Source organism: Paraburkholderia sp. BL27I4N3, assembly GCF_003386115.1.
GTDB lineage: Bacteria > Pseudomonadota > Gammaproteobacteria > Burkholderiales > Burkholderiaceae > Paraburkholderia.
This window is the reverse complement of record NZ_QREJ01000003.1, coordinates 1-13,420: the sequence shown is the minus strand read 5'-3', so window position 1 is coordinate 13,420 and position 13,420 is coordinate 1. Positions and strand designations below refer to the sequence as shown.

Annotated in this window: 10 protein-coding genes; 7 read left to right on the top strand and 3 right to left on the bottom strand. The window is 55.5% G+C overall.

What is annotated here, in order from left to right; all coding sequences use genetic code 11:
- Nucleotides 1-929: 929 nt before the first annotated feature.
- The gene (locus B0G71_RS40135) at nucleotides 930-2,144 is read right to left on the bottom strand and encodes an aminotransferase class III-fold pyridoxal phosphate-dependent enzyme (protein WP_116150041.1); all 1,215 of its coding nucleotides are present in this window, start codon (nucleotides 2,142-2,144) and stop codon (nucleotides 930-932) included.
- 679 nt (nucleotides 2,145-2,823) lie between these two features.
- On the opposite strand from B0G71_RS40135, the gene B0G71_RS40130 reads away from it, so the two are divergent.
- The 7 genes from B0G71_RS40130 (at nucleotide 2,824) to B0G71_RS40100 (ending at nucleotide 10,384) form a co-directional block, all read left to right on the top strand.
- Nucleotides 2,824-4,233 carry an APC family permease gene (locus B0G71_RS40130; protein ID WP_181916994.1) on the top strand — a complete coding sequence of 470 codons (1,410 nt, stop codon included), beginning with the start codon at nucleotides 2,824-2,826 and terminating at the stop codon, nucleotides 4,231-4,233.
- A 155-nt stretch (nucleotides 4,234-4,388) separates the two neighbouring features.
- Nucleotides 4,389-5,618 carry a porin gene (locus B0G71_RS40125; RefSeq protein WP_258875868.1) on the top strand — a complete coding sequence of 410 codons (1,230 nt, stop codon included), beginning with the start codon at nucleotides 4,389-4,391 and terminating at the stop codon, nucleotides 5,616-5,618.
- Nucleotides 5,619-5,810: 192 nt separating this feature from the next.
- Complete coding sequence (locus B0G71_RS40120) at nucleotides 5,811-6,590, top strand: SDR family NAD(P)-dependent oxidoreductase (RefSeq protein ID WP_116150037.1); 780 nt, start codon at nucleotides 5,811-5,813, stop codon at nucleotides 6,588-6,590.
- 232 nt (nucleotides 6,591-6,822) lie between these two features.
- Nucleotides 6,823-7,467 (top strand): TetR/AcrR family transcriptional regulator, encoded by a 645-nt coding sequence (locus B0G71_RS40115; protein ID WP_116150036.1) that lies wholly within the window; start codon nucleotides 6,823-6,825, stop codon nucleotides 7,465-7,467.
- A gap of 240 nt (nucleotides 7,468-7,707) precedes the next feature.
- Nucleotides 7,708-8,058 (top strand): transposase, encoded by a 351-nt coding sequence (locus tag B0G71_RS42835; RefSeq protein ID WP_116150034.1) that lies wholly within the window; start codon nucleotides 7,708-7,710, stop codon nucleotides 8,056-8,058.
- A 392-nt stretch (nucleotides 8,059-8,450) separates the two neighbouring features.
- On the top strand, nucleotides 8,451-9,401 hold the full coding sequence (locus B0G71_RS40105; RefSeq protein WP_220377373.1) for an aminotransferase class IV: 951 nt from the start codon (nucleotides 8,451-8,453) through the stop codon (nucleotides 9,399-9,401).
- A 602-nt stretch (nucleotides 9,402-10,003) separates the two neighbouring features.
- Complete coding sequence (locus B0G71_RS40100; protein ID WP_116150031.1) at nucleotides 10,004-10,384, top strand: hypothetical protein; 381 nt, start codon at nucleotides 10,004-10,006, stop codon at nucleotides 10,382-10,384.
- 580 nt (nucleotides 10,385-10,964) lie between these two features.
- On the opposite strand, the gene B0G71_RS40090 is transcribed toward B0G71_RS40100, so the two are convergent.
- Together B0G71_RS40090 and B0G71_RS40085 are read right to left on the bottom strand one after the other, a co-directional pair.
- Nucleotides 10,965-12,590, bottom strand: coding sequence for an NAD(P)/FAD-dependent oxidoreductase (locus tag B0G71_RS40090; RefSeq protein WP_116150028.1), 1,626 nt, complete (start codon nucleotides 12,588-12,590; stop codon nucleotides 10,965-10,967).
- A gap of 203 nt (nucleotides 12,591-12,793) precedes the next feature.
- A partial coding sequence (locus tag B0G71_RS40085; RefSeq protein ID WP_116150026.1) for an aldehyde dehydrogenase family protein occupies nucleotides 12,794-13,420 on the bottom strand: 627 nt, incomplete at its 5' end.

Below are 13,420 nucleotides of genomic sequence, written 5' to 3'. Positions count from 1 at the left end.
ATCGGATCGCCTCTTCCGACCCGCCGGCGAGTTCGGCCACGTCGTCATCACGCGGGTGACTCAAGATCAGAGTTCACAACTCGCCGATGCCGCGGACGGAGGCTTGACGCAGGCGCATTTGAGCTCTCGCCAGTTCGTCTTTGCAAGCCGTCGAGCGGCATGTTCTGCGCGAGACGCGTGACCTCAGCTGCCATTGGGCGTCAGTGTGGTGAGTTGAAGATTCGATGTTTAACCACGGCTGTTGCTCGCGTTTGCAATTAGGTGCCGCCATTACGCTGCGCGCCGCAAAACGCCTATTGCCGGACGATCCACCGCAGGCGGAAATACATACCACGTACCGTCACCGTGGAGGAAGAAACAAATTTCCAGCGCGCCTGCCGACCGCAATGCCTCGACGCATACATAGCGTCGCTGACCAGATGATGTGCGACCGAACCGGATTACCCGAACCGGCGTCAGTCCAACCCACTTGTCGACCAGCAAACGCAGAGACCTTTCTACCGAACTCATCGCCGCCTCCTTCAACCTCTGTCTTCATTGATGCTTCCACATAATTAGGATTGCGACCTTTTCCCCATGAAACCTCGCTCTTTTGCACGATTTATTTTGAGTCGTTGCGACGTTGTGTAGACGCGACCATAGTGGCAGGTTTGTAAGCGAATTTATAACTCGCGATGCTGGCTTAGCCGACTATTGCAAGCCGTTGCCGCGCGATCCGTCCAATTGCAGTGCCCCCAGGAGAGTCGCCGTTTCAAACAGCTCCTTCGTTAGAAACAACTCCCAAGCTAATTCGCTTCAGGCATGTCCATTGCGTATCAACCGGTTATCAACAGGCGTGAGCGTCGTGGGTGTCTTTCCTGAAATGCCCGGTAACACGGATACCGACGCCTTCATACGTGTGCGTCGGCACCCGGTCGCGCGGCAAGGGATCAGGCAGTCACTTTGATCGCCTTGAATGCCGCTTCTGTCGCCTCGAGCGTCAGTTCAATATCCGTCTCGGTCATAGCCGCATTCAGGAACATATTGTGGAATGGGTGCATGTAAGATCCGCGACGCAGGATCTCCAGCATCCATGCGCGGCCAATTGCCTGATCCTTGTCATCCGCAAACAACATTTGTGGCATCTGGACCGGCCCGGTTTGTCGCAGGTCAAACCCGTGTCGTGCTGCCTGCTCGGCGAGCCCAGCGCGCAGCGCTTTACCGAGTCGCACGGTCTTTTCGAGGTAGCCCGTCGTAGCAATCAGATCGAGAGTCTGCAGCGCCGCAGCCATGGGAACGGCAGAGAACCAATAGGAGCCGGTTACGAAAATCTTCTTTGCCGCTTCGCGAACATTCTCGCTGCCAGCAAGTGCCGAGATCGGATAACCGTTAGCGAGCGCCTTGCCCCAGGTGCTAAGGTCAGGCCGTACACCGAACGCCTCCCAGCTGCAGCCCCGCGCAAGCCGGAATCCGGTGCGGACTTCATCGATGATCAGCAAGGTATCGAACTCGTTGCACAGCCCGCGGGTCTTTTGTGCGTAATCCGCGGTGGGCTCGATCTGATCCTCAAACACTTCGTGGCGGAACGGGGTGGCAAATACACCGGCAACATTCCCCGCATTCGCTTCCAACGCCTGACGCAGACTCTCTACGTTGTTGTATTCGAACTGCACAAGGTTAGCGCGATCCTCCGGCGTGATGCCTTCGGGGCTCGGCACGCACCAAGGTGCGGCGCCATGGTAGGCGCCCTTTGCCACGAGGATTTTCTTTCGACCACGATGCGCCCGTGCGGTCACCATCGCCATGGTCGTCGCGTCCGTGCCATTCTTACAGAACATCGTCCACGTCGCGTGCTCGACAGCCGAGACGAATTTCTCAGCTAGTTCCACCATTACCGGTCCAGGACCGGTCATCGTATCGCCGTTTTTCAGCTGTGCCAGCGCGGCGCTTGTCACAGATGTCTCGTTGTAACCAAAGAGACTAGGACCAAACGCGCAGAGATAGTCGATGTACTCGTTACCGTCGGTATCCCAAAGTCTCGCGCCGTCCGCTCGAGCGAAGAACTGCGGGTAGCCCTCCGGCAACCATCCAACGTTCTCATGGCCATACATGCCGTTCGGAATCACCTCGAGCGCTCGCTTGCGCAGTACCTGATCGTTTGTCATCTCATCCTCGTGGTTCGTGTACCAGATTTAACGAATCTTTCGCCGTATGCCGTCACATCGACATGCACGCGACCTTTCATTCAACTTACCAAACGACTAGATCGAAATCCGCCTTCGCTGGAAGTCGTCGACCGCCTCTCTCACGGCTCCCATGACTATCGCCGTTACCGTTCCGGTCACCAACTGTTTATAGATATTTATCTATATCATAACGCTAACCAGTCAGAATCGACATGTCAACAAATTCTCCATTCAAGTCTCAAATTTTGCACCCGCCTTCGACCGCAACGCGCCCAAAAAGCGAAGCTGAGCGCGATTTCTCCGATGAATGTGGGTGTCTGCGTCGAGCGAGACGGGGTTTACACGGAAAGCTATTGACATCGCTATTTTGGCTCCGTACCTTGCCGACACCAGATATTTATTTAATATTTGGAAACGAGATCGTCTACGTTGTATCTGCAGGGCTGAGTGCGAGACCACGGATTGTCACGGTCAATACGACTGTGCTCGGACGTGCTCGGCGCACCCACGGCCACTGATAACAAGCACTTCGCTCCGTAGTACTACCTATTTCGGAACGGATCTCCGGGCTGCTGTCCTGTAGTTGATAGCAGCAAATACTCACCCAAAGATGGGCTCTTCAACGATGGCCAATAATTTTCAGGAACGAAGTGCGTTTATGAGTTCCCCAGACGACATCCGCCCCGTCGGGGGCAAACTCACTACTTGGCAGATCGCCGTGTTGATTTCAGCAGCCGCGGCTCCGCTTGGTGGGGTCGTCGGTACCGGGCCGATCGGCGTGATTTTTGGCAACGGAGCCGGTCTGCCTGGCATTTTCCTGATTGCAGGCGTGATCATGGCTCTGTTCGGCATCGGATACACGGCACTGATTCGGGCGATTCCAGGCGAAGGCGCCTTCTACCGTTACCTTTCCGCTGTTTTCGGCCCGTCTGTAGGAAATGGGGCGGCCGGAGTGGCCATGCTTACGTACCTTCTGCTCACGACCGCCGTTGCGATAGGAACGGCCTATTTTACGGACTTCACCCTCGCGCAATTCGGCCTGCACCTTGGGTTCCCGGTTTGGGTCGCGATCTTTATCGCCGTCGTTGGGATCCTCGGGCGCTCTGCGATCGATATTGCGGCTAAAGTCGTGGTGCCGATGATCATTGTCGAATTTCTGCTGCTGCTCGCGCTCGTCGTCGCGATTGCGTTCCACAGGGGCGTCGCGGCATTTCCCCCGCAAGCGTTCGCTCCGGTCCATGTGTTTGGCTCTGGGGCGGGCGTGTCGCTGATGGTCGCCCTGGGTTGCTTTATCGGGGTCGAGTCTGCCGCACTTTATTCAGCGGAAGCGAAAAGCCCTGACCGTTCCGTTCCTCGCGCCACCCTCATCGCCATCGCGGTCGTTTCTGTCATTTACCTGGCGACCTTTTGGGCGGTCATTGGCGACCTCGGCGTATCCAAAATTCCCGGAATCGCGGCAGCCGGGCAAATCAACCAGGATATTCAGCAGGGGCTCATTCTCCAACTCTTCGGAGCCAACATCGGCATAACGCTCCAAGGCATCGTTGGGTTGATGCTCTGCACCAGTAACCTCGCATGCTTCATTGCGCTCCATAACGCTGCTTCGCGATATGTGCACACACTGGGCCTACACGGCATTCTGCCAGTGTGGCTGTCGGTGAAGAGCAAAGCGGGTGCACCCGCGCGGGCTAGCGCCGCAACGACCGCCTTCGAGATGGTCACGGTAGCCATCGTCATCCTTGCCCACTTCGACTACATCGTCGCTTTCGCGCCCATCTACGCACTGGGTGCGACTGGCATCATCATTTTGCAAGCTGCGGTTGCATTTGCGACAGTCTGGTATTTTTCAAAGCGCCGGGACAAGCGTGTGTTTGTAACCGTAATCGCTCCGTTAGCCTCGTTCATCGGATTCGTCGTTGCAGGTGTCATGGTTGCGCTCAACTATGACTTACTGGCGGGAACAGACGCTCTTTACGTTCGACTGTCTCCGATTCTCTTCGTGATCGTGTTCCTGATTGGGACGATCCGACGCCGTGCCGGCACGGGCATAGCAACTGTCGAATACTAGGATAACGCAGCCCGCCGTCGCTCGCGATTCAGAGCACATCCGTCCGCCCGGCGACCGTGCAAAGACGCCAACTAATCGCAGTTCACAATTGCCTGCCTAACCAGCCAATCTCCAAGAGATGACCGTTTGTATCTTAGATAGGATTACTACTCTAAATGAAAAAGACTCACACAGCAATTCCACCCTACCTGATCTCGATGCTCCGGTTGATTGCACTTTCAACTGCCGCAACGCTGTCATTCTCCGGAAAGGCCGCGGCCCAGAGTTCCGTTACGCTATATGGAAGCTTTGATGTACCTGTGATCTACAGCAACAACCAGCAGGTCGAGGGCGGGAAAGGCGGGAGTTCGGTGCAAGTCGGCTATGTGGGCCAGGCGCCATCCCGCTTCGGGTTTCAGGGATCCGAGGATCTCGGCGGTGGAAGATCCGCGGTCTTCCAGCTGGAAGGCTATGTTTTTCCGGGGACTGGTCAAATGATGCAAGCTGGCTCGATTTTCAACAAATACGCATACGTCGGACTGAAGGACGCTTCGATCGGCACATTGGCGCTGGGTCGACAGACCGACTCGTATTCTGATTTTCTGGGGCTCATGGTAAGCAGCAACACCTGGGCCACGCCATATGGCTCTCACTTCGGCGACCTGGACAATCTCAACCAGGCGTTTAACTTCAACAACTCGATCAAATTCACCAGCAACACGTTCGGAGGCGTCACTGTAGGTGGAAGCTATAGCCTCGGTGGAAGCGCAACCAGCTTCGCCCTTAATCGCGGCTACTCGCTCGCTGCAAGCTACGCGTACGGGCCCTTCACGGTCGCAGCCGGATACCTTACGCTGAATAATCCGCTTGATGCTGCGCTGGGTGGCTCCGACGGATATATTGGGGATCTAGCGTGTAGCAACGCCAATGCGATGTACTGCTCCATGCAAGACGCGCAAACCGTTCGCATTGCCGGAGTCGGCGGCTCAATGGCGCTGGACAGGCTATCGGTCGGGCTGACCTACACGCATACCCAGCTACAGCAAACAGCATTCGCCACTGCAGACGGCGGGGGCAAACACCATATTACCGCCGACATTGCAGAACTGAATCTCACTTACAATGTGCAGCCGGACTTCCAGCTGGGCGCCGCGTACATTTTCAACAACATCCGACCCGACGGAGATGCTTCGACGCAAATCCATCAAGTAAATCTCGGTGCTACCTATTTGCTGTCTAAGCGCTCCGCGATCTACGCAGTCGGGATCGGGCAACTGTCGTCAGGCCAGGGCCTCGGCATCAATGCAGCAGGGCAGAGTGCCAATCTTGCCCAGATTCCGATTCTTGGTAACAGCAACAGTAGTCGCCAGTTCGCTGTCATTCTTGGCCTGCGGAACTCTTTCTGAACACGGCTAAAGCCGTTTGTTCCACCGTGACAAATGCTAACCAACGTGTCACGGTTCCCCTCGCGGTCTATCTGTTGACGGACATCGTTGTGCCGTTGACCGCTTTCATTGATATGCATCTAACACCGGCTTTTTCGCCCTCACCGTCGCGGCTTGCGGTACAGGCCAATTAAATTGAATGGAGCTACTCAAATGTTCTCGTTGAAAGACAAGGTTGCCATCATCACCGGAGGAAGTAGCGGTATCGGAGCGGCAGCTGCACGTCGATTCTGCACAGCGGGCGCTAAGGTAATCATAGCCGCCCGTCACGATGCGACGGCTCTGGCGCAGGAAATCGGTGCGACCTTTATACGTACCGATGTTACCGTGGAGAAGGACGTTCAAACACTCATGGATAGCGCCGCGGAACGGTTCGGCCAGATCGATATACTCTTGAACAATGCTGGGTCCTTCGACGGATTTGGATCAATTGAAGCGATAACGGCCGAGGACATGTCCCGTTTGTTCGCGATAAACACCATCGGTCCGTTTTTCGGCATGAAGTACGCGGCGGCCCACATGAGATCAGGAAGCGTCATTATCAACACTTCTTCCTTGGCCGGCCTATCCGGAGTACCGGAATACTCCGCTTACGCGGCATCCAAATTCGCACTCAACGGACTCACCCTGTGCGCTGCTATCGAATTCGGTCCGCGAGGTATCCGCGTCAACGCAATATGTCCGCCCAGTGTTAATACTCCGATGCTTGCTCAGTCTGCGACGGCCGAGGTCGAGGCAGCGCTAACCAGGACAACGTCAACCCTGAACCGGATCATCGAACCGGAGGAGGTAGCCGCTTTAATGCACTTCCTCGCATCTGAGGATTGCCCGACTTTCACTGGTCAATTAATCCGCCTGGATGCCGGCATGAACGCCGGCTACAGCATTGCCATGTGTGGAGCGATCGCGAGCGCAGCGGGTTTTGCTGGCTGACGGTGAGATCCGAAGACGTCGTCCAAGGCTCCTCTGGCTCGTTCAGAGGAGCCTTGATCCTCTCTCTGGCTCGACTTCGGCGCACGTCGCCCAGCCCGTTTTGACGATGACCATGCCTCGTCCGGTCGGGTCTCAAGGTCCCACACCGTACCCTTCCATGAGGTATTATTACTTGCTTCATGAGGCGTTGGCGGGCTAGCGCCATGAACGAACAAGACCCGGACTTCCCTGCATGGCGATCAACACAATCAAGTCGACGACACCGGCCGCGAGCATCAGGCGCCCGACGCAAGATCGTGGGCGAAAGAAATTTGAGGCTGCGCTGGATGCTGCCGAACGGCTCCTCGAAAATATGGAGCCTGCCGATATGAGCATCTACGACATAGCCAAGGCACTCGAAGCTTCGCCGCCGTCGGTCTATCACTTCTTCCCGGAAGTCTCTCTTGTCTTTGTCGCATTGGCAGAACGCTACCTCACGCAGCTTCAGTCAGTGTCGCTTGACGTGGACGAACCTGTGGCCACCTGGGCAGATCTGCTCGATCTCCTGTTTGAGCGGATAAGAGGCATCCTCAACAAACGCACGCCTGTCAGAAAGGTACTTCTCGGCAGCGGCTACTCGCCCGAGGTCCGTCAGCGTGACCTCGCAGGCTATGCCATTTTCGCGAAGGACATCCTCGACGCCCTCAACCGCCACTTCGAACTTCCGAATGTCCCTCAACTCGCCGATCGGATCGAGGAAGTACTCGCTATTAATGACGCAATGTGGATGTTGAGCTTCTACCGGCATAGAGCCATTGATGACGAGGGCGCGAGGCGCGCTCGCAACGCCTATTTGCGGCTGTACATCCCGGAGATTCTTCCGCGGCGGACGCCCTGAAGATCAGGAAATCTCCTAACCAGTTCCCGATTTTTGCGAATTCCGCGCAAATCGAGCAGCCGTTCCGCGGCTAGGCCGATGCGCTCGATCGCATCGGCGAAGAGCGCAGTGAGACGCTGCATTACGGGCCGTCAAGGCTCACGGTCATCGAACACATCCGCTTCAAGTGTGCAGCGAAGAAGGATGGCGAGTCGACCATAGCGACAGCGACCGCTCAGGCCTCGCCGCTGCCCGGGAGTAATGCGAGCGCGAGCCTTCGCAAATATCCTGGTCAACACCTACGTCGATCATCTGCCCTTGATTCGGCGAGAGATGCGCTATGCGCGCCGTGGTATTCACCTACCACGGGCCACGCTGTGCGAATGGAAGCCGGCCGCAGCAGTATTGCTCGGCGTGCTTATGCCACCGCTGCGTGCGCACCAGTTGCAGGCGCCTCGCATGCACGTCGACGACACACGACACTACCTTTGCTTGAGAAGGGCCGCAGACCACCCGCACTGCGCGATTATGGGGCTATCTGGGTGCAGGCGAACGCGTGGAGAATGGCGTCTGGCTAGATCACCCTCCGGCGGTCGTGTTCGAGTTCGCTGAGTCGCTCGCAGGCGGTGTTGCGGCATCTCCGACTCATCGCATGCCCCATTGTCGGCTACCTGGCATCCGATTGCGCCCCTATACCAGATACCTATCTACTAATGAGGAAGTTGGTGAGCCAAGCATAGGTTGTCAATGGAATGAGCGCAAACCCTGTGGCAACGGGATTCGTTCGGGATCCACATGCTTTTTTCAGCTGCCATTCGCTGCATTTCCCCGTCGATCACGCTAGACGGAGCGATGCTCTCCATAGGCTGCGGTCGGTCGAAGCAGCAAAAATTCGACATTGAGGTTATGGAAGGATAGCCTATAGGCATAGATATTTATCTATTTCTCGTATATTGTAAACGGCTTCCATTAAGGCCACCAAAGGGAGTCTTCGGATGTTATCCATGGATCAAATGCTTGCTGGTTATGACGAGAGAGTAGCGGCGCACAACCGACGGGGCGGGCGATTCGCAGAGGGGATCGCGTGGACAGGTGCTGATTTGGTCCCACTGGGCGAAGCCACGATCCCCATGGCCGATCAAGGTTTTCTTCACGGTGATATGTGCTATGACGTTCCGGGGGTATGGGACGGTCGCTTCTTTCGTCTCGACGATCACCTTGAGCGACTTGAAGCCAGTTGCGCAAAACTTCGGCTTCGTCTGCCTATGCCGCGTCAGGAACTCAAAGAACTCCTGATCAAGATGGTTCAGGAAGGCGGCTACCGCGACGCCTACGTCGAAATTATCGTTACCCGCGGCTTGGAGTTTGTACGTTTCAAACGCCCTGAGGAGGTGGTCAACAAAGTCTATTGCTTGGCCACGCCATATATCTGGGTACAAGAGTTGAAAGCTCAAAGCAAAGGCGGTGCTGCTGTCGTGACGCGGACGGTTCATCGGACGCCTCCCCGAGCAGTCGATCCAACCGTCAAGAACTTGCAATGGGGTGATCTGACTAGGGCTTGGTTCGAAGCACAAGATCGCGGCGCTGTATATCCGCTATTGCCGGACGGTGACGGTAACGTGACGGAAGGTTTTGGATATAACGTCTTTGTGGTCAAAGACGGCGTACTCAGTAGCCCATCGTTGGGTGTCCTTCAAGGCATCACGAGACGCACGACCGCAGAAATCGCCGAACGCCGAGGCTGGATCGTTCGTTTTGAGCAGGTGCCCATCAAGTCACTGTATGAATGCGACGAACTGTTCATGACGTCGACAGCTGGAGGAATCATGCCGATCACAACGCTGGATGGCACACCTGTAGGTAACGGTAGCGTCGGTCCTGTTACCCAAGCAATTTGGGAGGATTACTGGAAACTGCATTACAACGACCAGTATAGTTTTGAGGTCACATACTAATTATTGAGGACCACTACCTTCTGGACAATCTCCTCGTTCGATAATGACGCGATAGCGCCAGGCTGCAATCGATTTACTAAACTTCGATTCAACGGCCTCCATTGCTGTCGCGCTTTCCAAACGAAATTCGCCGTCAATCTTCAAGCCCTCCGGCGCAAAGACGAGACCCCTCGAATCGATGAGGGGTACAGCTCCCATGATCGTTGTAGCGGGCGAGATCGCATTGCTCGATCGCGACAAAGCGGTTCGGTTTGTCAACTCGGATGGACAAGACTGCTCTTCTGCTTGGGGGCGTCTTCGGGACAGAATGCCTGAAGACTGCAACGGAATTTATGGCCGGCTTCGATCTCACGTTCCGTCCTCCCCCGCGTCAGAATAGATGTCGCCCGGATAGAATCGGAACCTGGGGGCAGTAAGGATTTCCAGCGACTGTGGCAACCTCACGGAATCTCTGGCATTGCTCCAGACCTTATCAAATTCACTCTCGATGGCATCAAATTCCTACATCCCGTCGCAACGAAGAGCCGGATACCTGTCTACTTCTGAGTTGACCGATCAGTCACTTCGTAATTATCTATGTTTCACCGCATTGCGAACACAGCATGGTGCATGCATTCCATCTTGGAACAATCATTCGAACAATGTTCGCGTCGTTTTTCACCTTCGACGCGGGGTTTGGCGAAGGTGCGCTTTCTGTATTCAGTGATGCCGATCTCGCGCTTGGTGAGATCGCACAGTCCGCTTACCCCGAAGGGCCTTGGAGTCTCGAATCACATGCCGTGCAGCCCACAGCGCGCCTGCTACAACTCTACGACGACCAGCTAAAAACCGCGCCGCGCAGCGAACTCATGGCTGCACACCAGCGTGCTCAACGGAATTTTAAGGCGTCTGTTCGTGACCGTCTGTCGATTGGTGAGCTCATGCAACGATCGAGGAGACGGGCGCGTGATTCATCGCAAATGGATACGCTTAGCCATCGCTGATCTCACCACGCTTGGCAACAAAGCCGCATACGTCTCGTACGATCCCGTGCCATTATTTCAATCCCTAAATGCTAGTGGCGTCCTCGAAGACGCTACTATGTGATTTATTTTTTGATGCCCAGCCGAGTTCTGGCTAACGTGTCCTCCATTGTGAGATTCTCCGTCTGGGCATTGGAACGTACCTCGTTCGACGATAGAAACACAACCCCAGTTTTGCTCCCCTGCACTGGCCGCGCCGAATGAACTTTGAGCCTGCGCTGGTGCCGACACATAGCCCACGGTAGAACACGTGTTTCGGGCCATGGCCCGAACACTCGAACCCAGCTGCTTCATGCTTGCGATGGTCATGCGCTCTTCAGGCTGAAGCTGTTGATACGTTCTTCTATTTTGCATGTGCGCACCTTACTCGAGGAAGGTGTTGCACTTCAGATTTAATCGCGCCCTTTTCTTGGACATTTGCTCGCTCGACGAAATCGCCAGGTGTGCCACGGTTATCCGGCGTGGTCATCTCTCCGGGTTCCCGCTCGGATTGTCGTGGAATCGGTGTTCGGTTTGACGTGGAATACGCATCCAACTCGCCCTAAGCGTCTAACGCGAAACCGTGATAGCCGTTCCTAGCGACGTCGGCACAACGTTGGCTGTAGGATGGGAATCCGCCAAGATAAACCATAATTTGGCGAGCTTTGCCCGGAATGTTTGCTCCCATGAACCATGAGTTGGCAGTCAGGAAAAGCGTTTGCCCCGCGACCTCGTTGACATGATCCATCCAGCGTTGCTGCGCCGCGTCGACAGCTTCGATTGTTTGACGGCCCGATTCGCGCAGAAAGGCGATACAGTCCGCAATCCAGTCGACGTTCTGCTCGATCGCGGGGAAAAAGTTTGAAACGGGTGACGGTGATGTAGGCCCGTTCATAATAAAGAGATTGGGGAAATCGGGCGCTGCAAGTCCAAGGTATGTTCGCGGCCCGTTTTTCCACGCTTCTTGTAGCGACTTTCCACCCCGCCCACGAATGTCGATCCTGATGAGTGCTCCGGTAATAGCGTCAAAACCAGTTGCAAAAATCAGAATATCTAATGGATACTCCATTTCGCCAGCGAGCACCCCGTTCTCCGTTATGCGCTCTATGGGAGACTTTCGCAGATCCACCAATTCAGTGTTCGGCTGATTGAAGACATCATAATATCCCATCTCGAGACAAATGCGCTTTGTCCCGACGTGATAATCGGTCGGCGTTAGTGCCGCCGCGACATTCTTGTCAACCACGACATTGCGGATGCGCTGGCGGATGAACTCCGCCGCAAGATCATTCTCTTCTTTGTTGAACCACAGCTCCGGGAAGCAGCCCATAAATGCGCCGGCACCTTTCTTCCAGCCTTCGTGGTAGTGACGATCCCGCTCCTCTCTGGGCAAATGCCGCAATCCCATCTGCGCCGTCATATAACCCATGCCGAGGTAATGTTCAAACGACCTCTTCCGGATCTCTGCATACGTTGATTTGACTTCGGCAACCCGCTCTGCAGTCATTGCCTGATTCTTGGCGGGAATCGCGTAGGCCGGCGTGCGTTGAAATACTGTGAGATGTCCGACACTCGGCGCGATAGTCTGAATGAGCTGAATACCGGTCGAGCCGGTTCCGATGACGCCCACGCGCTTGCCCCCGAATTGAGTCTGCCCCTCGGGCCAACGCGCACTGTGGTAGACCTCGCCCTTAAAATTCCTGAGTCCAGGAATGTCGGGGAAATGGGGGCTGGATAGGTTACCAGTTGCCATAATGCAATACTTGGCGACCACAGTATCGCCACCGCTGGTCTCGACCGTCCAGGATTTCGCATTCTCACTGTAAATTGCCGACAAGACGCGCGTCTCGAAACTGATATCTGATCGAAGATTTAGCTTGTCGGCGACAAAGTTGAGATAGCGCAGAATTTCCGGTTGCCCGGCGAACTCCTCGCTCCAGGTCCATTCCTGCTGGATTTCATCTGAGAACGAGTAAGAGTACTCGGTGCTAGCGACATCGCAGCGAGCCCCGGGATAGCGATTCCAATACCATGTACCACCAACACCCGGTGCATCATCGAACACGCGCACCTTCAGACCCTGCTCGCGTAGCCGATGCAGCATGTACATGCCACCCACGCCTGCGCCGACAACGATTGCGTCGAGAACGATGACGTTTTTTTGTTTGTAATCCTGAGAGTAATTCATTTCAATCACCTGCTGTGTTGGATAAAGGAGCGCGTCCCCGGAGCTGATAGTTCAGACTTTGCTGCTCAATTCCGGACTACGTCTCAATTCGTATCGTAAAAGGAGAAGTCGCTTTCGGGTCCTCAGACGCAATTCAGACATGCAAGTCGGTTCCGGAGCGGCAAATGCACTGGCAGCCAGCCACAACTCCGGTGATCTCCAACTCAAGCGGCGAAGGCGTTCTTCGCGAGCACGACCGATTGCGCGTATGTATATTCATTGAGTCCCTCACGTGAAAACTCGACCCCAACCCCGGATTGCTTGACGCCTCCGAAAGGAATGTGTGGCGCCATGGCGAAGTGTTGGTTCACCCACGCACTGCCTGCTTCGAGCCTCGAAGCAATTGCAACCGCGCGCTCTATGTTTTGAGACCATACCGAAGCGCCGAGCCCGTAAGGACTCGCATTCGCTCTTTGCACCGCTTCGTCAACTGACTCGAACTTGAGAATCGAACGGATCGGCCCGAATATCTCTTCGTCCACGAGGCGATTTCCCTCGGTGATGTCACACAACAGCGTGGGCTGGACGAAGTAGCCGGGACCCCACGCCCGGCCGCCAGCGATGACCCTTCCATGGCGCGGCGCCTCTTCCAGTAGCTCTTTCACCGCCTCGAATTGGCGGCGATTTTGTACCGGGCCGAATTGCGTCTCCGGATCTTGTCCGTCCCCGACCTTTGCACTATCGGCGAGACGCGCAAGTTCACCGCACATTTCCTCATAGATATTCGACTGGACGTAGATCCGCTTGATGGACATGCAGACCTGGCCAGAATTGACAAACGCCGATGCAAA

What these genes read in the sequence shown, in the direction of transcription:
- B0G71_RS40135 (WP_116150041.1), bottom strand. Translation starts at nt 2,144, where the DNA reads ATGACAAACGATCAGGTACTGCGCAAGCGAGCGCTCGAGGTGATTCCG.
- B0G71_RS40130 (WP_181916994.1), top strand. Translation starts at nt 2,824, where the DNA reads ATGAGTTCCCCAGACGACATCCGCCCCGTCGGGGGCAAACTCACTACT.
- B0G71_RS40125 (WP_258875868.1), top strand. Translation starts at nt 4,389, where the DNA reads ATGAAAAAGACTCACACAGCAATTCCACCCTACCTGATCTCGATGCTC.
- B0G71_RS40120 (WP_116150037.1), top strand. Translation starts at nt 5,811, where the DNA reads ATGTTCTCGTTGAAAGACAAGGTTGCCATCATCACCGGAGGAAGTAGC.
- B0G71_RS40115 (WP_116150036.1), top strand. Translation starts at nt 6,823, where the DNA reads ATGGCGATCAACACAATCAAGTCGACGACACCGGCCGCGAGCATCAGG.
- B0G71_RS42835 (WP_116150034.1), top strand. Translation starts at nt 7,708, where the DNA reads ATGCGAGCGCGAGCCTTCGCAAATATCCTGGTCAACACCTACGTCGAT.
- B0G71_RS40105 (WP_220377373.1), top strand. Translation starts at nt 8,451, where the DNA reads ATGGATCAAATGCTTGCTGGTTATGACGAGAGAGTAGCGGCGCACAAC.
- B0G71_RS40100 (WP_116150031.1), top strand. Translation starts at nt 10,004, where the DNA reads ATGGTGCATGCATTCCATCTTGGAACAATCATTCGAACAATGTTCGCG.
- B0G71_RS40090 (WP_116150028.1), bottom strand. Translation starts at nt 12,590, where the DNA reads ATGAATTACTCTCAGGATTACAAACAAAAAAACGTCATCGTTCTCGAC.